Source organism: Streptomyces sp. NPDC059454, from assembly GCF_042749965.1.
Taxonomy (GTDB): Bacteria; Actinomycetota; Actinomycetes; order Streptomycetales; family Streptomycetaceae; genus Streptomyces.
Window position 1 is genome coordinate 1 of the sequence record NZ_JBHYVC010000050.1, and the last position, 17393, is coordinate 17393.

17 protein-coding genes and 6 tRNA genes are annotated in these 17393 nt (G+C 73.4%); 9 read left to right on the top strand and 14 right to left on the bottom strand.

All coding sequences use genetic code 11. The features are described from left to right. Positions 1-8: 8 nt before the first annotated feature. A tRNA-Val gene (locus ACFXAE_RS26900) sits at positions 9-80 on the bottom strand. 79 nt (positions 81-159) lie between these two features. Beyond that, positions 160-618: a TIGR02611 family protein gene (locus tag ACFXAE_RS26905; RefSeq protein WP_384719331.1), complete on the bottom strand. Its 459-nt coding sequence runs from the start codon at positions 616-618 to the stop codon at positions 160-162. Positions 619-809: 191 nt separating this feature from the next. Here ACFXAE_RS26905 and ACFXAE_RS26910 point away from each other — a divergent pair, with 191 nt between their 5' ends. Beyond that, on the top strand, positions 810-1223 hold the full coding sequence (locus ACFXAE_RS26910) for an SsgA family sporulation/cell division regulator (protein ID WP_004002642.1): 414 nt from the start codon (positions 810-812) through the stop codon (positions 1221-1223). 296 nt (positions 1224-1519) lie between these two features. Further along, a complete protein-coding gene (locus ACFXAE_RS26915; RefSeq protein WP_384719333.1) occupies positions 1520-2080 on the top strand; it encodes a CGNR zinc finger domain-containing protein in 561 nt (186 codons plus the stop codon). 92 nt (positions 2081-2172) lie between these two features. Here the strand turns inward: ACFXAE_RS26915 and ACFXAE_RS26920 are convergent, their stop codons facing one another. Further along, positions 2173-2346: a hypothetical protein gene (locus ACFXAE_RS26920; protein WP_184765717.1), complete on the bottom strand. Its 174-nt coding sequence runs from the start codon at positions 2344-2346 to the stop codon at positions 2173-2175. Between the two features lie 153 nt (positions 2347-2499). Further along, on the bottom strand, positions 2500-2925 hold the full coding sequence (locus tag ACFXAE_RS26925) for a hypothetical protein (RefSeq protein ID WP_384719432.1): 426 nt from the start codon (positions 2923-2925) through the stop codon (positions 2500-2502). A gap of 273 nt (positions 2926-3198) precedes the next feature. Between ACFXAE_RS26925 and ACFXAE_RS26930 the strand changes: the two genes are divergently transcribed. Then, positions 3199-3723: a DsbA family protein gene (locus ACFXAE_RS26930; RefSeq protein WP_384719335.1), complete on the top strand. Its 525-nt coding sequence runs from the start codon at positions 3199-3201 to the stop codon at positions 3721-3723. 27 nt (positions 3724-3750) lie between these two features. On the opposite strand, the gene ACFXAE_RS26935 is transcribed toward ACFXAE_RS26930, so the two are convergent. From ACFXAE_RS26935 to ACFXAE_RS26945, 3 genes are all read right to left on the bottom strand, one after another. Further along, positions 3751-4575 carry a GNAT family N-acetyltransferase gene (locus ACFXAE_RS26935; RefSeq protein ID WP_384719337.1) on the bottom strand — a complete coding sequence of 275 codons (825 nt, stop codon included), beginning with the start codon at positions 4573-4575 and terminating at the stop codon, positions 3751-3753. 164 nt (positions 4576-4739) lie between these two features. Then, positions 4740-5561, bottom strand: coding sequence for an aminotransferase class IV (locus ACFXAE_RS26940; RefSeq protein WP_384719339.1), 822 nt, complete (start codon positions 5559-5561; stop codon positions 4740-4742). Continuing rightward, positions 5558-6610: a chorismate-binding protein gene (locus ACFXAE_RS26945; protein WP_384719341.1), complete on the bottom strand. Its 1053-nt coding sequence runs from the start codon at positions 6608-6610 to the stop codon at positions 5558-5560. The genes ACFXAE_RS26940 and ACFXAE_RS26945 overlap by 4 nt, the downstream gene beginning before the upstream one ends. Before the next feature lie 154 nt (positions 6611-6764). Between ACFXAE_RS26945 and ACFXAE_RS26950 the strand changes: the two genes are divergently transcribed. The 5 genes from ACFXAE_RS26950 (at position 6765) to ACFXAE_RS26970 (ending at position 7242) form a co-directional block, all read left to right on the top strand. After that, positions 6765-6837, top strand: a tRNA-Gly gene (locus ACFXAE_RS26950). Positions 6838-6874: 37 nt separating this feature from the next. Next, positions 6875-6948: transfer RNA gene (locus ACFXAE_RS26955), tRNA-Cys, on the top strand. A gap of 1 nt (position 6949) precedes the next feature. After that, positions 6950-7021, top strand: a tRNA-Val gene (locus ACFXAE_RS26960). 34 nt (positions 7022-7055) lie between these two features. After that, positions 7056-7127: transfer RNA gene (locus tag ACFXAE_RS26965), tRNA-Val, on the top strand. A gap of 43 nt (positions 7128-7170) precedes the next feature. Continuing rightward, positions 7171-7242 (top strand) — tRNA-Val (locus ACFXAE_RS26970). Positions 7243-7294: 52 nt separating this feature from the next. On the opposite strand, the gene ACFXAE_RS26975 is transcribed toward ACFXAE_RS26970, so the two are convergent. The 4 genes from ACFXAE_RS26975 to ACFXAE_RS26990 form a co-directional block, all read right to left on the bottom strand. Next, positions 7295-7600 (bottom strand): zf-TFIIB domain-containing protein, encoded by a 306-nt coding sequence (locus ACFXAE_RS26975; protein WP_384719343.1) that lies wholly within the window; start codon positions 7598-7600, stop codon positions 7295-7297. Positions 7601-7701: 101 nt separating this feature from the next. Beyond that, a complete protein-coding gene (locus ACFXAE_RS26980; protein WP_384719345.1) occupies positions 7702-8628 on the bottom strand; it encodes a phosphotransferase family protein in 927 nt (308 codons plus the stop codon). A gap of 226 nt (positions 8629-8854) precedes the next feature. After that, entirely contained in the window at positions 8855-9034 is a 180-nt protein-coding gene (locus ACFXAE_RS26985; RefSeq protein WP_030867596.1) for a hypothetical protein, read from the bottom strand. 197 nt (positions 9035-9231) lie between these two features. Beyond that, positions 9232-9507, bottom strand: coding sequence for a hypothetical protein (locus ACFXAE_RS26990; protein ID WP_384719347.1), 276 nt, complete (start codon positions 9505-9507; stop codon positions 9232-9234). A gap of 195 nt (positions 9508-9702) precedes the next feature. On the opposite strand from ACFXAE_RS26990, the gene ACFXAE_RS26995 reads away from it, so the two are divergent. Then, the gene (locus ACFXAE_RS26995) at positions 9703-10989 is read left to right on the top strand and encodes a serine/threonine-protein kinase (RefSeq protein WP_384719349.1); all 1287 of its coding nucleotides are present in this window, start codon (positions 9703-9705) and stop codon (positions 10987-10989) included. A gap of 22 nt (positions 10990-11011) precedes the next feature. Here the strand turns inward: ACFXAE_RS26995 and ACFXAE_RS27000 are convergent, their stop codons facing one another. From ACFXAE_RS27000 to cobT, 3 genes are all read right to left on the bottom strand, one after another. Further along, positions 11012-11830, bottom strand: a complete 819-nt coding sequence (locus ACFXAE_RS27000; protein WP_384719351.1) for a TrmH family RNA methyltransferase — start codon at positions 11828-11830, stop codon at positions 11012-11014. 1 nt (position 11831) lies between these two features. After that, positions 11832-13064 (bottom strand): uroporphyrinogen-III C-methyltransferase, encoded by a 1233-nt coding sequence (gene cobA / locus ACFXAE_RS27005; RefSeq protein ID WP_384719353.1) that lies wholly within the window; start codon positions 13062-13064, stop codon positions 11832-11834. A 245-nt stretch (positions 13065-13309) separates the two neighbouring features. Further along, positions 13310-17209: a nicotinate-nucleotide--dimethylbenzimidazole phosphoribosyltransferase gene (cobT, locus tag ACFXAE_RS27010; RefSeq protein WP_384719355.1), complete on the bottom strand. Its 3900-nt coding sequence runs from the start codon at positions 17207-17209 to the stop codon at positions 13310-13312. Positions 17210-17393 lie beyond the last annotated feature (184 nt).

Sequence of the window (17393 nt, forward strand, 5' to 3'; positions counted from 1 at the left end):
TGATCCGGTGGGCGATACTGGGTTCGAACCAGTGACCTCTTCGGTGTGAACGAAGCGCTCTCCCACTGAGCTAATCGCCCGGACGCAGGCAGAACATTACCCCATGTCAGGGGGTACCCGTGACCGGCGGGGAGCGGTGCGCCCACCCCCCGCCGCACATCACTGCTCCTCGATCTTCCAGGGCATCACGAGGCCGAACTTCCACAGATAGACCCCGGCCAGCGCGACCACGATCACCAGACCGACCGAGGTCAGGATGATGTTCCGCCGCCGCACCTTGGGGTCCAGGGCCCGCTGGGCCGCCTCGGTGACCTTGCGCTTGGTCCAGCGCAGCACCAGCTGGGCCCAGACGAACTCGGTCGCCCAGATCGCCATACCGCCGAAGATCACGACCCAGCCCGGGCCGGGCAGCACCAGCATCGCGGCACCGGCCGCCACGACCGCGAGGCCGACGACGAAGACGCCGACCTGCCAGCTCAAGTGCAGCGCGCGGCGCGCCCTGACGAACTCAGGTGCGCGCGATCCGAGCCCTCGCTCTTCCCGGCTCTCGCTCTCGTCCACCGTCACCCCGTGGGCCGCCACCGCGGCCTCGCCAGACTTGTTACTCCCCGTGTCCATACAGCCAAACACTACCCGAGCAAAACGCATCACCGGAATGGGCGCAGGGCGCGAACGATCTCTCGGCCGGAAGGGTTACGTAAACCCACGCAAAACACTCAGAGGGGTTTACAACGGCACCGTAGGTGGCATGTCGATTTGGCCGACGTGCGAATCCCCGAGCGCACACTGAGCGAAAGGCCCTGGCGCTTATGAACACCACGGTCAGCTGCGAGCTGCACCTGCGCCTCGTTGTGTCGAGCGAGTCCTCCCTGCCTGTCCCCGCAGGCCTGCGGTACGACACGGCCGACCCCTACGCCGTGCACGCCACCTTCCACACCGGAGCCGAGGAAACCGTCGAGTGGGTGTTCGCCCGTGACCTCCTCGCCGAGGGACTTCACCGCCCCACGGGCACCGGCGACGTCCGCGTCTGGCCGTCGCGCAGTCACGGTCAGGGCGTCGTCTGCATCGCCCTGAGCTCGCCGGAGGGGGAGGCCCTGCTCGAGGCCCCGGCGCGGGCTCTGGAGTCCTTCCTGAAGCGCACCGACGCCGCCGTGCCGCCCGGCACGGAACACCGGCACTTCGATCTCGACCAGGAGCTCTCGCACATCCTGGCGGAAAGCTAGGCGAGGCTCGCGAAGCCGCCCGGCGCCGTCGACTCGGGGAGACGGCTCGGGCCCGGACAGCCGCATACGGCTCACACACAACGGCGCCGACACCGCGGGGTTCCGCGGGCGGCGCCGTCGTGCTGCGCGCACGCCGGGCCGGTATCGGCCGAACGGGTGATCGGGAACGACGGCCGGTGTTCGCGCGTTGCACTCGAAGCCATGTGCGGAGCGGGGAGGTGCGGGGTGCGCCGGAGCCACTACCATCGGCCAGCATCGGCGGGCGCCCGCCCGACCCCCAGGCCAGGGAGCGAACTGTGCTGATCACCCACGACACCCGGTGCGCACTCGACACCGTGGTGGATCTGGTGAACTCCGCGCCGGAGGACGACACGACACCGGAGGGGCTGCCGGACGTCGCGGCTCTCGCGGAGTTCGTGCGGCAGCACCAGGTCAGCGAGGTCGGGGTGCTCACGGAGTTCGACCTGGCCGCGGTGCGCAAGATCCGCGGCCGGTTCGCGGCGGTCTTCGCCGCTCCGGACGCCCGCGCGGCCGCCACGCTGATCAACGAACTGATCGCGGCCGCGGGCACCACGCCCCGGCTCACCGACCACGACGGCTACGACTGGCACGTGCACTACTTCGCGCCCGGCGCCTCCGTGGCCGACCACCTGGCCGCCGACTGCGGGATGGCGCTGGCGTTCTTCGTGGTCGCCGGGGAGCAGGAGCGGCTGCGGCGCTGCGAGGCGCCGGACTGCCGGCACGCCTTCGTCGATCTCTCCCGCAACCGCTCGCGCCGCTACTGCGACAGCCGTACCTGCGGCAACCGTCTGCATGTGGCCGCCTACCGGGCGCGGCGCAAGGAGGCCGCAGGCTGAACCGCCCGGGCCGCCCCGCGGCCGGCGGAGCAGCCGCTCGATGCCGTGCCGACGCGGTCCCGACGGGTGACGCCGGGTACCGCGGGTACGGCTCACAGCCACAGCAGGTCGTGCAGGGCAGCCGTGAGCAGCAGACACCCGATCACCGCCAGGAAGATCATCAGCGGTGGCTGGGAAAGGGCGAAGAGGCATCCACGCGGCTCGTCCTGCTGCGGCGCGGCATCGCTCTGTTTCGTGTCCAGCATCTCGCGGCGATGATGACGCATCGGGAGCACCCGACGCGATCAACGCTCACGGAGTGAGTACGAGTTCGCCGATTCCGCGATCTACGGTTCGGGTTGTGACCGCTTCCGGGCGCTCCGGGACGCCCTGTGACGTTTCCGCCGGTCACGCGCGCCTTCACCCGCGGTGCGCCACCGTCATATGCCGTGCTTCTTGAGGATGGCCTCGATATCGCTGAAGTCGTCCCCGCCCCGGGACGCGGGAGCGGGACGGGCCGCCGGGCGGGCTCCCTGGCCCAGGGAGGGCGCGGAAGCCCCGGGTGCCACCGCCTCGGGTCGCGCGGCCTTGCGCTCCTTACGGGTGCCGCCACGCCGGCGCTCCACGGTGCGGGTGGTCGCGAACAGCACCCAGGACAGGCCGAGCACTCCGAAACCGGCCCATGCCGTCGGGCTGAAGGCGGTGTCGGCCAGCCAGTCCACGACGCCGGCCATCACCAGGCCGAGGGGCACGAGCGAGTAGGCGGCGATACGGGCGGCCGCGAGGAAGCGTCTGCGGTAGGCCGTGACCACCGCGATGCCCAGGCCTGCCGCGGAGACGGCGGAGCAGACGGTCTCGGCAATCATCCGGTCCTCCAGGCAGGTGCGGACGCTGTGGCACTTCGTCCCTTCCATCCTGCACCTGCGGGGCCCCGCCGGGCCATGCTCCGGCCGGACATCAGGGACATCTCCGGGTCGGTACTCCTCCGCAGGTGCCGGTGAGCCCTCCTCTTCGCCCTTCGACGCCGGACGGGCCGGAAGGCGGGCCCCGGCCTCGGGCCCCGGCCTCGGGCCCGGGCCTGCTCCGGAGCGTCCTGCGTCCGATTGGGTGGTCGACGGCCCGGCTGGGAGACTGTGACCATGAGTGACTCCTCCCCCGCCCGTCCCGTCGCCCCCGTCCTCGACGTCTGGTGCGAGCTGCAGTGCCCGGACTGCCGAAGCGCCCTCGACGACCTCCGTGCCCTGCGGGCCCGCTACGGCGACCGCCTGGAGCTGCGGCTGCGGCACTTCCCGCTGGAGAAGCACAAGCACGCCTTCGCCGCCGCCCAGGCCGCCGAGGAGGCGCTGGAGCAGGGACGGGGATGGCCGTACGTCGAGGCCGTGCTGGGACGGGTCGAGGAGCTGGACCGCCGGGGAGAGGCCTTCCTCGTCGAGGTCGCCCAGGAACTCGGTCTGGACGCCGAGGAGTTCGACACCGCGCTGATCGACGGACGGCACATCCTGATCGTGGACGCGGACCAGGCCGAGGGCAAGGCGATCGGGGTGACGGGCACCCCGACGTACGTCATCGGCGGTGAGCGCCTCGACGGCGGCAAGAGCCAGGAGGGGCTGCGCGAGCGCGTCGAGGAGATCGCGGACCGGCTGCTGGCCGAGCAGGACGGCTGACCCCGGGTCCCCGGCTCCCGCCCACCGTCAAAGGAGCGGCTTGTACATCGAGTACTGCGTCGTGGCGTAGCCGAGTGAGTCGTAGAGCCGCTCGGCCGGGGTGTTCCCGGCGAACACGTTGAGGCCTATGAGCCGGTTGCCCGCGGCGACCGCCTGGGCCTCGGCGAGCAGCATGAGCGCACGTCCGTGCCCCCGGCCCCGGTGGGCGGCGTCGGCCTCGACGTCGAAGACGTAGGCCCGCTCCCCGCGCACCGACAGCCACAGAGTGCCCACGGGCGTGCCCTCATGTTCCAGGACGCTGAAAAGCATGCCCTCGGTGGCGTGGCCGTCGGGCAGCAGCGCGGCGTGGTCGTTCGCCGCCTTGGCCCGGGCCTCGGCCTCCGGCACCCCGCGCCGGATCCAGTCCCCGGCGTAGTCCTCCTGGCCCTTGGCCAGCCAGGGCCCGAACTCGCCCTCCGTCATGGGCCGGGCCACGCTGCCTTCCGGAAGCGCGGGCGGGGCCTCCGCGAGGGCCTTCTCCATGGTCCGGTTGCGCACGACGTAGCCGAGCGCCGTGGCGAGCCCGAGGGCGGCCCGGGGGCCGGCGGGGACCGTCGCCTCGATACGGCGGCACCCCCAGCCGCGCGCCACCTCCTCCGCGGCGAGCGCGGCCACCGTGCCCCGGCCGCGCCGGCGGTCCGGCTCCTCGATGCGCAGGCTCGTGATCCGGGCCACGGCATCGCCGAAGACGGGATGCGTGCCGAGATGGACCGTCCCGACGGGACGGCTGTTCACGCACACCTGATAGCGGCGCGAACGCGTGCCGTCGGGGTTCTGCTGAAGCGGCTCGGCCGGCCGCAGAGTGGTGGTCATCGAGGGTGTTCTACCCGCCCTCCCGTCACCCACCACCACCCTCAACCGAGGGCCCTGCGAGCCCGCCCCTTCCACTTTCCCGTCACCCACCACCACCCTCAACCGAGGACCCTGCGAGCCCGCCCCTTCTGTCCGCGCCCCGGATCGGCCGAATTCCGGGTCCGTCACGGATCGAGGTCGGCCCCGGAGCGCTCGTCGAAGATCCGCATGGCCTTGGCGGTCACCGGGCCGGGGGCGCCGGGCAGTTCGCGGTCGTCGACGCGGTGGACGGCCTGGACGTCGCGCAGGGTGGAGGTGAGGAAGACCTCCTCGGCCCGCTCCAGGACGTCCAGCGGCAGGTCGGTCTCCCTGGCACCGGTCCACTCGACGGCAAGGGCACGGGTGATGCCCGCGAGACAGCCGGAGGCGACCGGCGGGGTGTGGAGCTCACCGTCGAGCACGACGAAGACGTTCGACCCGGTGCCCTCACAGAGCTGTCCGACGGTATTGCCGAACAGCGCCTCGGAGGCGCCCTGTTCCCGGGCGCGGGCGAGGGCGACGACGTTCTCGGCGTACGAGGTGGTCTTCAGGCCGGTGAGCGCACCGCGCTCGTTGCGCGTCCAGGGGACGGTGACGACGGCGGTGGAGTCGGGGCGGCGGGTGGTCTCGCCGAGGGCGACCACGAGGGTCGGACCGTGCTCGCCGCGATCGGAGCCGAGCGGGCCCTGGCCGCCGGTGTAGGTGAGGCGCAGCCGGCCGAGCGGCATCGGATTGGCCTCCAGGACCGCGGCGCAGGCGCGGCGGACCTCGTCGAGGTCGGGGTCGGGCAGTCCGAGCCCCCGGGCCGACCTGGTCAGCCGGTCGAGATGCCGGGTGAGCGCGAACGGGCGTCCGTCCACGGCCTTCACCGTCTCGAAGATGCCGTCGCCCACCGTCAGTCCGTGGTCGAAGACGGAGACGCGGGCGGACTCGGTGTCCTGCAGCCCGCCGTCGAGCCAGATCTTCACCTCTGGGTCCCTTCACTCGTCTCGTACGTTCCCGACGCTACCGCGAGCAGCCGGGAGGCCTTCAGCTCGGTCTCCCGCCACTCCCCCTCGGGGTCGGAGCCCCAGGTGATCCCGGCGCCGGTGCCGAACCGCAGGACGGCGTCGCCGCCCGCCGTCCGGTCGATCCAGAAGGTGCGGATGCCCACCGCGAGCACGCCGGTGCCGCGGTCGGCGTCGACCCAGCCGACGCCTCCGCAGTACGGGCCGCGGGGCGCCGTCTCCAGCGCGTCGATGATCCGCAGCGCGCTGGACTTGGGCGCGCCGGTGACGGAACCGGGCGGGAAGGCGGCACCGAGCAGCTCGGGCCATCCCGCGCCGGCCCGCAGCTCGCCCCGCACGGTCGACACCAGGTGGACGAGACCCGGGTGCTTCTCGACGGCGCACAGGTCGGGCACGGTCACCGTGCCGGTGTCGCAGACCTGTCCGATGTCGTTGCGGACCAGGTCGACGATCATCACGTTCTCGGCGTAGTCCTTCTCCAGCAGGTCGGCCTCGGTGCGCCCGGTGCCCTTGATCGGCCCGGACTCGACCACGCGGCCCTCCCGCCGCAGGAACAGCTCGGGCGACGCGGTGGCGATCTCCACCCCGTGTCCGGGCAGGCGAATCGTTCCTGCATACGGGGCCGGGTTGCCCCGGGCGAGCAGAGCGGTGAGGGCGTCCACGTCGGCGCCGGACGGCACGGGCGCGGACAGGACGCGGCAGAGGTTCGCCTGGTAGACCTCGCCGGCGGCTATGTGGTCGCGGATCCGGCGCACGGCCGCCGTGTACGCGCCGTGGCCGAGCGAGGACGTCCAGTCGCCGGCCGCCGGCCCCCGCCAGGCCCCCGGCACAGGGGCGGGGACCGGCCGCTCCCGGACCTCCCGGAAGCGGGCGCAGGTCAGCCGGCCCTCGAAGCCGGCGGCGACGGCCCAGAACCCCCTGGAGTCCAGGGCTGCGGGGTCGTCGGTGACGTCGAGGAGTCCGGTGGCGACGCGGTCGCCGAAGCGGGCGAGAGGGGGCAGGTCCAGCACGCGACGAGTCTACGGCGGGCACGGTTCCGGTGACCTGGGCATGTCCGTGAGCAGGCGCGGCGCAGCACGCTGCACAAACGGGTTTTTGTACTGGCCCCGGAATCCGCTAGAGTTCAGTTCGTCGCCGGGACGCGCAAGCCGACCGAAACGACAGGCGGACGTAGCTCAGTTGGTAGAGCGCAACCTTGCCAAGGTTGAGGTCGCGAGTTCGAGCCTCGTCGTCCGCTCGCAGGAAGAGGGGGCTTCCCTGCCCCCTACACTCCTGGTGGAGTGGCCGAGAGGCGAGGCAACGGCCTGCAAAGCCGTCTACACGGGTTCAAATCCCGTCTCCACCTCCAAGGACGATTAGCTCAGCGGGAGAGCGCTTCCCTGACACGGAAGAGGTCACTGGTTCAATCCCAGTATCGTCCACTGGATCTTCGGATCCCGGATCTCCGGATCCTCCGCGCGATTAGCTCAGCGGGAGAGCGCTTCCCTGACACGGAAGAGGTCACTGGTTCAATCCCAGTATCGCGCACGCAGTGCACATGATCCGCTCCACGGAGCGATCGTGGTCCCGAGGACGATTAGCTCAGCGGGAGAGCGCTTCCCTGACACGGAAGAGGTCACTGGTTCAATCCCAGTATCGTCCACACCGTCCGAAGCCCCCCGGTCCTCCGACCGGGGGGCTTCGTCGTGCCTCCGTCAGCTGGAGAAGAGCATGTGCCCGAAGCTCTTGTTGCGGTGGTGACCGTGGTGGCCGTGGCCGGCGTGGGGGGCGCCCCAGGCGGGAGCCGGGGCGGCGGGGTAGGCCTGCGGAGCGGCGGGGTAGGCCTGCGGAGCGGCGGGCGGGGCCTGCGGCGCGGGCTGCGACCACTGGGACTCCAGCCGGGTCAGCGACTCCAGCTCGCCGTAGTCGAGGAAGATGCCTCGGCACCCGCTGCACTGTTCGATCTGGACACCGTTGCGGTTGTAGGTGTGCATCGGGGCACGGCACTTCGGACACTGCATGATCGGTTCAACTCCTCGCCGGTCGTTCCTGCTTCGCGTATCGCCAGGACAGACTCTGCCCGGCTGCAGGTCGGTTGCACCCTACGTCGCGAAACTTCGGCTCAGGCCGACGGGGCGGCGGGGCGGACGGAGCCCATGCGCGCGCAGGCGTCGACCAGCGACTGTTCCACCTCGTCCAGGGGCCGGCCGGCCGCGACGGCCTTGGTGACGGCGCGGGCGGCGGTCTGGGCCGTGAGGGCGCGGGCCGGAACGTCCAGCGCGCTCCAGGGGTCGCCGCCGGACGGTACGGCCGGGCCGCCGGCCGTGCGGTAGGCGGTCAGGAAGCGGTGCCACTCGTCGGGGGCGAGCAGTCCGCAGGCGTACCAGGCCGCCGGACGGGCCAGGTCCCACGCCGGTACGCCCGTGCCGAGGTCGTCGACGTCGATGAGCAGCCAGGGGCCGTTGTGTGCGGGATGGCGTATGAGCTGGCCGAGGTGGAGGTCGCCGTGGCAGAGGGTGGTGGTGTCCGGCATGGAGGCCTCACCGCGGGCCCAGGGCGGGAGGGCGGCCCAGGCCCGCAGGACGGGAGCGGTGGCGGGGTGGTGGGGGGCGGTGGCGCGGAGACGGGCGAGGGCGTGAGCGGCCTTGGCGGGGCCGCGCATGGGAGGCACGGCGGTGGGGGCGGGGGTTCGGTGGAGACGGGCGAGGAGGGCGGCCGCGGCCTCCCAGGGGGCGGCGTCCGGGTCGTCGGGGTCCACGGGAGTGCCGTACGGCCAGTGGGTGACGAGTCGTCCGTGCAGTTCGACGGGTGCCGGGGTGAGTGGGGGGAGGAGGACGCCGGGAAGTCGGGTGGCCACGGTGAGACGGAGGGTCAGCTCGGCGGGGTCGGCGTCGGAGGCGTGGGCCTTGGCGACGGTGCCGGCGTGTCGTACGACGGTGGCGTCCTCGCGGGCGGCGAGGGTGGCGGTGGTGCAGCGGCAGGTACGGGGGCCTGCGTGGGCCATCGCCGTGACGTGGGCGGTCAGGGCGGGGAGGAGGTCCGTGGTCACGGGGCGAGGGTAGCCGGGGGTGGGTTGCGCGGGCCGTGGGCGCCGCGTCGGTCCCCGCCGAAGCCGCAGGCGCAAGATGCGCACCCCGAGGACGCGCGGACAGAGCAATGCCGGCGCAGCTCCCCAGCTGCGCCGGCATTTTGCCGTCCGCCGTACCCCCGTCCCCACGGGGTTTCATGGGTGGATGTCCCCGCCCGGACCGCTCTTCCGGGCCTGGGGTCGCTGTTCAGCGCCCCAGCATCTCGCCCACGGACGACGCCTGTGTGGCCACCGTCTCCCACCCGTCGAAGACGAGGAGGAGCAGGACCGCCAGGGGAAGGGCCATCAGCGTCGCCACCAGCGGATGGCGACGCCCCTCGCCGCGTTCCCGCGTGCGGATCAGTGTCCGCGGTGCCGTGTATGCCATGGTCCCTCTCCTGGCCGTTTCTGTTGTCGTTGACAGCGGCGGGCGTCTGACCTCGGGGGACGAGTGCTGCACCCGCCGCTTGACCTCAAATCTAGGCGCCTGGCCCTCCCCCGGCGTCATGCCCTCGTACCGATTGCCGGGCCTCCCGGAGGATGAGCCACTCCCCGCGGTGTACTCCCCTGGGTGGAGACGGGGTGCTACGCCTCAGGGACATCCCCGAAGGGCCGCCCGCTCCGTCCCGTTTTCTCCGAGCCGTCCTCCCGCGGTACCGGCTGCTCCACCAGCGCGAGCACCCGATTCGCCATGAACCGGGCCGTCCGCACCACGGCCCCGGTTCGGGTGACTTCGCTCACTTCCACCACCCCCCGACGCACCGCCGTCTCCACCCGGCGCCCCGCCCTGCTCGCCACCACCTCGTACGTACGCGTCGTGTCCCCCGCGTCCACGACGATCTCCACACGGTCACCCTTCACGCGATCAATCCCCCTTCGCCTTCGGGTGGTTGGGACCACCGGCCGCGCGAACCAGGCTTGTCCGCACGCTCCCTGACCACTCTTCAAGTCTCCCACCCACCACTGACAATCCACCGCTTCGAGAGGGCGCGGCCTCTGCGCACGGGCGGCCGTGGAAACGTAAGCTGTGGCACGTCACAGGACCGGGCAGCGGGGATGAACATGGCGATGATGCGCCTGAGGCGCGAGGACCCGCGCGTCGTCGGCTCTTTCAGGCTCCACCGACGACTCGGCGCGGGCGGGATGGGCGTGGTCTACCTGGGCTCCGACAGGAAGGGGCAGCGGGTCGCGCTGAAGGTCATCCGGCCCGACCTGGCCGAGGACCAGGAGTTCCGTTCACGGTTCGCGCGCGAGGTCTCGGCGGCCCGTCGCATCCGCGGCGGCTGCACGGCCCGGCTGGTGGCCGCGGACCTCGACGCGGACCGTCCCTGGTTCGCCACGCAGTACGTGCCGGGGCCCTCGCTGCACGACAAGGTCGCCGACGAGGGGCCGCTCGGCGCGGCCGACGTCGCCGCCGTCGGCGCGGCCCTCTCCGAGGGGCTGGTCGCCGTGCACGAGGCCGGTGTGGTGCACCGGGACCTCAAGCCGTCCAACATCCTGCTGTCCCCGAAGGGGCCGCGGATCATCGACTTCGGCATCGCGTGGGCGACCGGCGCGTCGACGCTCACGCACGTCGGCACCGCGGTCGGCTCACCCGGTTTCCTCGCCCCGGAACAGGTGCGCGGCGCGGCCGTCACCCCGGCCACGGACGTGTTCTCGCTCGGTGCCACGCTCGCGTACGCGTCGATGGGCGACTCGCCCTTCGGGCACGGCAGTTCCGAGGTGATGCTGTACCGCGTGGTGCACGAGGAGGCCCAACTGCGCGGCGTCCCGGACGCCCTGGCCCCTCTCGTCCGCGCGTGCCTGGCGAAGGACCCCGAGGAGCGGCCCAGCACGCTCCAACTGTCGCTGCGGCTCAAGGAGATCGCCGCACGGGAGACCCAGGGCCTCGCCGACGTGCGTCCACCGGCCCCGCGCGACGCCGAGACGGAGCGGCCCACCGGACGCCTCGCGGACACCTACCCGGAGCGGGCGCGGCGCCGGCAGGGCGGTCAGGGAACTCCGCCGCCGCGCGGACGCGGTCCCGCGCCCAGGAACAGCGGTTCGTCCGCCTCTTCCGGACGAACCAACCGGAGCGTGCCCCCTTCACGGGGCGGATCACGCGACAGCTCCCCGCGCGGAGGCGCTCCGTCCCGGTCCGGTTCGCGTCCCACTCCGGCGTCCCGCAACACCACCCGGTCCGGTACCGGCGCCCGTCGTCCGGGGCCCCGGACGACCGGGACCGGCCTGCGGCCGGCCAATCCGCGACTGCTCAGGCAGCGGCTGTTCGTGTTCGTCGTCGTGACGCTGGTGGTGGCGCTGGGCATCGCGCTGGTGCAGGGCTGCCAGGGCCCCGGCCAGTGACTCGACGACGACGCCCGGGCCGCTACTCCTGCGGACGCCCCGTGGCCACCGCGTAGAAGGCGACCGCCGCGGCGGCTCCCACGTTGAGGGAGTCGACGCCGTGCGACATCGGGATGCGGACCCGTTCGTCGGCGGCGGCCAGGGCCCGGCCGGACAGGCCGGACCCTTCCGCGCCCAGCATCAGGGCCACCCGGTCCATACGGTGCGGTGCCACCTCGTCCAGGGCCCGGGCCTTCTCGTCGGGAGTGAGGGCGAGCAGCTCGAACCCGGCCTCGCGCACCGTCTCCAGTTCCTTGGGCCAGGTGTCGAGACGGGCGTACGGCACGGAGAAGACCGCGCCCATGGAGACCTTGACGCTGCGGCGGTAGAGGGGGTCGGCGCAGTCCGGGGAGAGCAGGACGGCGTCCATGCCGAGGGCCGCCGCGGAGCGGAAGATCGCGCCGATGTTGGTGTGGTCGTTGACCGACTCCATGACGACGACGCGGCGGGCGGTCCGGAGCACGTCAGCAGCCGTGGGCAGCGGTGTGCGCTGCATGGAGGCGAGCGCGCCGCGGTGCACGTGGTACCCGGTGACCTGTTCGGCGAGCGCGGGGTCGACGACGTACACCGGCGCGGTGGCCCGGTCGATGACGTCGCGCATGGTGTCGACCCACTTCGCCGACAGCAGCATCGACCGCATCGCGTAGCCCGCGTCCCCGGCGCGTCTGATGACCTTCTCGCCCTCGGCGATGAACAGGCCCTCGGCGGGTTCGCGGCGGCGGCGCAGTTCCACGTCGGTCAGGCCGGTGTAGTCGTGCAGCCGCGGGTCACCGGGGTCGTCGACGGTGATGAGTTCGGCCATGTCACGCCGTCCCGCGCGGGCCCACGGCGACGACCTCGCCGATGACGATGACGGCCGGCGGCCTGACCTCCTGGGCGACGACCGTTTCGGCGACCGTGGCGAGGGTGGCGTCGACCCGGCGCTGGGCGGCCGTGGTGCCCTCCTGGACGAGGGCGACCGGGGTGTCGGGGGACTTGCCGTGCGCCACCAGGGTCTCGGCGATCCGGCCGATCTTGTCGACGCCCATGAGGACGACGAGGGTGCCGGTCAGCTTCGCCAGGGCCGGCCAGTCGACCAGGGAGCGCTCGTCGTCGGGGGCGACATGGCCGCTGACCACGGTGAACTCGTGCGCCACACCGCGGTGGGTGACGGGGATGCCGGCCGCGCCCGGAACCGAGATGGAGCTGGAGATGCCGGGGACGACGGTGCAGGGGATGCCCGCTTCGGCGAGCGCGTGGAGTTCCTCCATGCCGCGGCCGAAGACGTACGGGTCGCCGCCCTTGAGCCGGACCACCGACTTGCCCTGCCCGGCGTGCTCGATCAGCGCGTTGTTGATGGCCTCCTGAGCCATGAACCGGCCATAGGGGATCTTCGCCGCGTCGATCACCTCGACGTGCGGCGGGAGCTCGGCGAGCAGGTCGCGCGGGCCGAGCCGGTCGGCGATGACGACGTCGGCCTCGGCGAGCAGGCGGCGGCCGCGCACGGTGATCAGGTCCGGGTCGCCGGGGCCGCCGCCCACGAGGGCGACGCCCGGGGTGCGGGTGCGGTGGTGCGGGGCGACCAGGGTGCCGTCGCGCAGGCCCTCGACCACGGCGTCGCGGATGGCCGCGGTGCGGCGGGGGTCGCGGCCGCGCGCCTGGGTCGTGAGGACGGCCACCGTGACGCCCTCGCTGGAGCCCGTGGCCGGGGTCCACGCCGTCGCCGCGTCGGCGTCGTCCGAGCGGACGCACCACACGCGGTGCGCCTCCGCCTCGGCGGAGGCACGGGTGTTCGCCCCGGTGTCACTGGTGGCGATGAGGGCGTACCAGGCGGTCGTGAGGTCGCCTTCGGCGTAGGGGCGCCGGTGCCAGGTGATCTCGCCGGCGTCCGCCATGGCCTCCACGGAGGGGGTGGCCTCGGGGGACACGAGGTGGATGTCGGCGCCGGCGGCGATCAGGGCGGGGAGGCGGCGCTGGGCGACCTGGCCGCCGCCGAGGACGACCACGCGGCGGCCGGTGAGGCGGAGGCCTACGGGGTAGGCGGGGTGTTCGGCCATGAGGGACGGCTCCTCTTGCGACGTGCGGTGGCCCTGACGTGCGAATTTTAAAGGGGGGTGGGGTTCTGGCGGGCCCGGTGTCCGGTGGGTGGGCAGGGGACGCCGGGTGCCGGCTGTGGGTGGTCGTGCCCACCCTCCCCCATGGCCCGCAGGGTATGGGGGGCGCCCCCATACCCTGCGGAACGACTGCCCACAACCACCGGCACGTCGATGGCGGCACCCGGCGCTGCCCACAGCCGGCCGGGCTACTTCTCGGTTACTCCCGCCGAATCGAAGGTCGCCACCTCGTGCATGGCCCGCGCCGTGCTCTGGACCAGGGGAAGCGCCAGCAGTGCGCCCGTGCCTTCGCCGAGGCGGAGGTCGAGGTCGACCAGGGGGCGCAGGCCCAGTTTGTTGAGGGCGGCGACATGGCCGGGTTCGGCACTGCGGTGGCCCGCGATGCAGGCGGCCAGGACCTCGGGGGCGACGGCCCGGGCCACCAGGGCGGCGGCACCGGCGCTGACGCCGTCCAGGATCACCGGCGTACGCAGCGACGCACCGCCGAGGAGCAGGCCGACCATGGCGGCGTGCTCGAAGCCGCCGACGGCGGCCAGGACGCCGATGGGGTCGGCCGGGTCCGGCTGGTGGAATTCGAGGGCGCGGCGCACGACCTCGGTCTTGCGGGCGAGGGTCTCGTCGTTGATGCCGGTGCCTCGGCCGGTGACCTCCGCCGGGTCGGCGCCGGTGAAGACGGAGATGAGGGCGGCGGACGCGGTGGTGTTCGCGATACCCATCTCGCCGGTGAGGAGGGCCTTGTTGCCGGCCGCGACCAGGTCGCGGGCGGTCTCGATGCCGACCTCGATGGCCTTCTTGGCCTCCTCACGGGTCATCGCGGGCCCGGTGGTCATGTCGGACGTACCGGCGCGGATCTTGCGCGGCAGCAGACCGGGGGTGGCCGGGAGGTCGGAGGAGACGCCCACGTCGACGACGCACACCTCCGCGCCGACCTGGGCGGCGAAGGCGTTGCAGACCGCTCCCCCGCCGAGGAAGTTGGCCACCATCTGCGCGGTGACCTCCTGCGGCCAGGGGGTGACGCCCTGGGCGTGCACCCCGTGGTCCCCGGCGAAGATCGCGACGGCCGCGGGCTCCGGGATCGGCGGCGGGCACTGGCGGGACAGGCCGGACAGCTGGGCGGAGATGATCTCCAGCATGCCGAGTGCCCCGGCCGGCTTGGTCATGCGCTTCTGGCGCTCCCACGCCTCGCCGAGAGCCTTGGCGTCCAGCGGGCGGATCTGTGCGACGGTCTCGGCGAGCAGGTCGTGGGGGTCCTCTCCGGGCAGGGCGCGACGGCCGTACGTCTCCTCGTGCACGACCCAGGACAGCGGGCGGCGCTTGGACCAGCCGGCCTGCATCAGCTCGGGCTCGTCCGGGAACTCGTCGACGTAGCCCACGCACAGGTAGGCGACGACCTCGAGGTGCTCGGGGAGGCCGAGGGCGCGAACCATCTCGCGCTCGTCGAAGAAGCTGACCCAGCCGACGCCGAGGCCCTCGGCGCGGGCGGCGAGCCAGAGGTTCTCGACGGCGAGCGCGGAGGAGTACGGCGCCATCTGCGGCTGGGTGTGCCGGCCGAGGGTGTGCCGGCCGCCGCGGGTCGGGTCCGCGGTGACGACGATGTTCACCGGGGTGTCGAGGATGGCCTCGATCTTCAGTTCCTTGAACTGCTTCGCCCGGCCCTTGGGCAGCGACTTGGCGTAGGCGTCGCGCTGGCGCATGGCCAGTTCGTGCATGCCGCGCCGGGTCTCGGCGGAGCGGATGACGACGAAGTCCCAGGGCTGCGAGTGGCCGACGGAGGGCGCGGTGTGGGCGGCCTCCAGGACGCGGAGCAGCACCTCGTGCGGGATGGGGTCGCTGCGGAAGCCGTTGCGGATGTCGCGGCGTTCGCGCATGACCTTCAGTACGGCCTCGCGCTCGGCGTCGTCGTAGCCGGGGGCGGCCGGGCCGGTGGGCTGTGCGGCTTCCGTGTCCACACCGGCGCCCTGGGTGTCGAGGTCGTCAGGGTTCTGCGCGAGTTCGGCGTCCGCCTCGCGGGGTTCCCCGGTGGGGACGGCCACGCCCTGGGCCGGGGTCGGCGCGAGGTGCGCGGTGGTGGGCACGGTGCCGTCCGCGGGGACGGACTCCCCCACGGGCCGGCCGGGCTCGGGCTCCGGGTGGACGGTGCCGGTCAGAAGGGTGGTGGAGGACTGCTGGGGGCCCTGGACCGGGGCCGCGCCGGGCTCGGACACGGCCGTGTCGATGGCGGGAACGGCGTCGGCGGCCTCGTCGGCAGCACGGGGGGCCGCCGGGCCGACGGCGGCCGGGACCTCGGGAGTGGGAGCCTCCGGGAGGGCTTCGTCGCCCGTCGCCGCGGCAGCGGGTGCGGCGGCTTCGGGCGCGGCGGCTTCGGGCGCGGTGCCGTCCGCTTCCGCGGCGGAGGTCCCGGGGAGTGCGGCGGTGTCGTCGGCGCCCGGCGCGGGGACGCCCGAGGAGGCTTCGGACATCCGGACGTGCTCCGGAGCAAGAGCCTCCGCACCTGGTACCGGAACGGCCCGGGCAGCCTCGGGCCCTTCGGCAGCGCCCGTGCCGACCGCCTCGGCAGCCTGCGGCGCGGCGGCCTCGGCACCCGGCACCTGAACGGTCTGAGATGCCTCAGCCGCCCCGGTGGCCTGCGCTTCGGTGGCCTCGGCACCCGGCAGGTGACCGGTCTGAGGAACCTCGGTCCCCTCGGGGGCCTGCGCGACGGCGGCATCGGCACCCGGCACGTGGCCGGCCGGAGATGCCTCAGCCGCCCCGGTGGCCTGCGCTTCGGTGGCCTCGGCACCCGGCAGGTGGCCGGTCTGAGACCCCTCGGCCTGCTGCGCGAACTCCGGCGCGGCGGCCTCCGGTCCGGGCGGCTGAACAGTCTGCGGAGCCTCGGTCTCCCGGACGTGGTCCGGAGCGGCGGCCACCGCATCTGGTGCCTGGGCGTCCTGTGGCGCCTCCGCCGCCGGGGCCTGCGCCGGCACGGCGGCCTCCGCGCCCGCCGCCTCGTCGGCCTGCAGTGCTGCGGGGGCGAGACCCGGTACCTGGGCGCCGTGGGAGGCATTCGTTCCCGGGGCGTACTCGGAGACGGCAGCCCACGGTGCCTCGGCGACCTGGGCGGGGTCCGGCGCGGCGGGCACGGCGGCCGGTACCCCACCTGCCTGCGGCACCTCGGCCGCCCGTGCGTACTCCGGCGCCGCGGGCTCGGCGGAGGGCGCCTCGGCGGCCGGGGACGCCTCCGGTTCCCGGGTGTGCTCCGGAGCAGCGGGTTCGGCGGACGGTGCGGGCCCGGGTGCGGGTACCTGGGCCGTCTCGGTGGTCTGCGGCGTCCCCGCCCCCTGGGCGGGCTCGGCGGCGGAGGCGCCGGGCAGGCCGTGATCCGCGGACGGAACCGGGACGGGCCCCGGTTCCCCGCCCCCGGCCGGAACGCTCGCCGCAGCCTCGGTGCCGCCGACAGCGGCACCCCCGGTGTCCTGCGCGGCGACCGCGACAGCGGCACCCTCCGTGTCCTGTTGCACCGCCCCCGCCTCCGTGGTGACGCGGGCCACGACCGCCTGGGCCGCGTCCATCGGCTCCGGAGCCGGAACAAGCGTTTCCGCGGCCACCGCCCCCGCGCCCACCGTGGGCTGCGCGCCCCAGGGCGCCGCGGCCTGCGGTACCGCCGCCTCGCGCGCGCGGGGGACGTCGAGGTACTCGGGACCGAGGGTCGGCGGACCGGCCTGGCGGGCCGGCACGTCGGCGGGACCACGGTCGGCGAGGGAGCGCACCGGGCCGGCGTTGACGTGGGGAATGGGCGGGCCGAGGTGCAGCGGGCGGCGCGGCGCGGACTGCTCGGGGAGCCGGACGCCGCCGAGGTCGACCGAGCCGCTGTCGCGGCCGGCCGTCTCGTGCGGGCCCGGCTGATGCACGGTCTCGACGACCGGCTCGGGCGCGGGCGGGGCGATCTCGTTGCCCCATGCGCTCTGCGCGCCGGGCAGCAGCAGGTCTTCGTCCTCGGCGGGGCTGTCGGAGAGGTAGGTGTACGCGTCGGGCGCGGCGACGCCCGGCTGCTCCACCATGCCTGCGCTCTCCGGCAGTCCCTCGCCCGGGACCTGGCCGGTGTCGGTCATGCGTACCCCTCGCCCATCGGTTGGTGCTCCTACGACCAGCTCACCCGGAACGGCGCGCCGACCGCCCCACACTGAAGAACGAGCGTGCGTCCCCAGCGGCACGAACGACCCGTCCGGAAAAGGCGACAAAGCCATTCACCGGCATTGTCGCGGCTGCACGGCCGTCGCGTCAGCTTGATCGGCG

What these genes read in the sequence shown, in the direction of transcription:
- cobT (WP_384719355.1), bottom strand. Translation starts at nt 17,209, where the DNA reads ATGACCGACACCGGCCAGGTCCCGGGCGAGGGACTGCCGGAGAGCGCA.
- cobA (WP_384719353.1), bottom strand. Translation starts at nt 13,064, where the DNA reads ATGGCCGAACACCCCGCCTACCCCGTAGGCCTCCGCCTCACCGGCCGC.
- ACFXAE_RS26925 (WP_384719432.1), bottom strand. Translation starts at nt 2,925, where the DNA reads ATGATTGCCGAGACCGTCTGCTCCGCCGTCTCCGCGGCAGGCCTGGGC.
- ACFXAE_RS26985 (WP_030867596.1), bottom strand. Translation starts at nt 9,034, where the DNA reads ATGGCATACACGGCACCGCGGACACTGATCCGCACGCGGGAACGCGGC.
- ACFXAE_RS26920 (WP_184765717.1), bottom strand. Translation starts at nt 2,346, where the DNA reads ATGCGTCATCATCGCCGCGAGATGCTGGACACGAAACAGAGCGATGCC.
- ACFXAE_RS27000 (WP_384719351.1), bottom strand. Translation starts at nt 11,830, where the DNA reads ATGGCCGAACTCATCACCGTCGACGACCCCGGTGACCCGCGGCTGCAC.
- ACFXAE_RS26930 (WP_384719335.1), top strand. Translation starts at nt 3,199, where the DNA reads ATGAGTGACTCCTCCCCCGCCCGTCCCGTCGCCCCCGTCCTCGACGTC.
- ACFXAE_RS26975 (WP_384719343.1), bottom strand. Translation starts at nt 7,600, where the DNA reads ATGCAGTGTCCGAAGTGCCGTGCCCCGATGCACACCTACAACCGCAAC.
- ACFXAE_RS26910 (WP_004002642.1), top strand. Translation starts at nt 810, where the DNA reads ATGAACACCACGGTCAGCTGCGAGCTGCACCTGCGCCTCGTTGTGTCG.
- ACFXAE_RS26935 (WP_384719337.1), bottom strand. Translation starts at nt 4,575, where the DNA reads ATGACCACCACTCTGCGGCCGGCCGAGCCGCTTCAGCAGAACCCCGAC.
- ACFXAE_RS26905 (WP_384719331.1), bottom strand. Translation starts at nt 618, where the DNA reads ATGGACACGGGGAGTAACAAGTCTGGCGAGGCCGCGGTGGCGGCCCAC.
- ACFXAE_RS26995 (WP_384719349.1), top strand. Translation starts at nt 9,703, where the DNA reads ATGAACATGGCGATGATGCGCCTGAGGCGCGAGGACCCGCGCGTCGTC.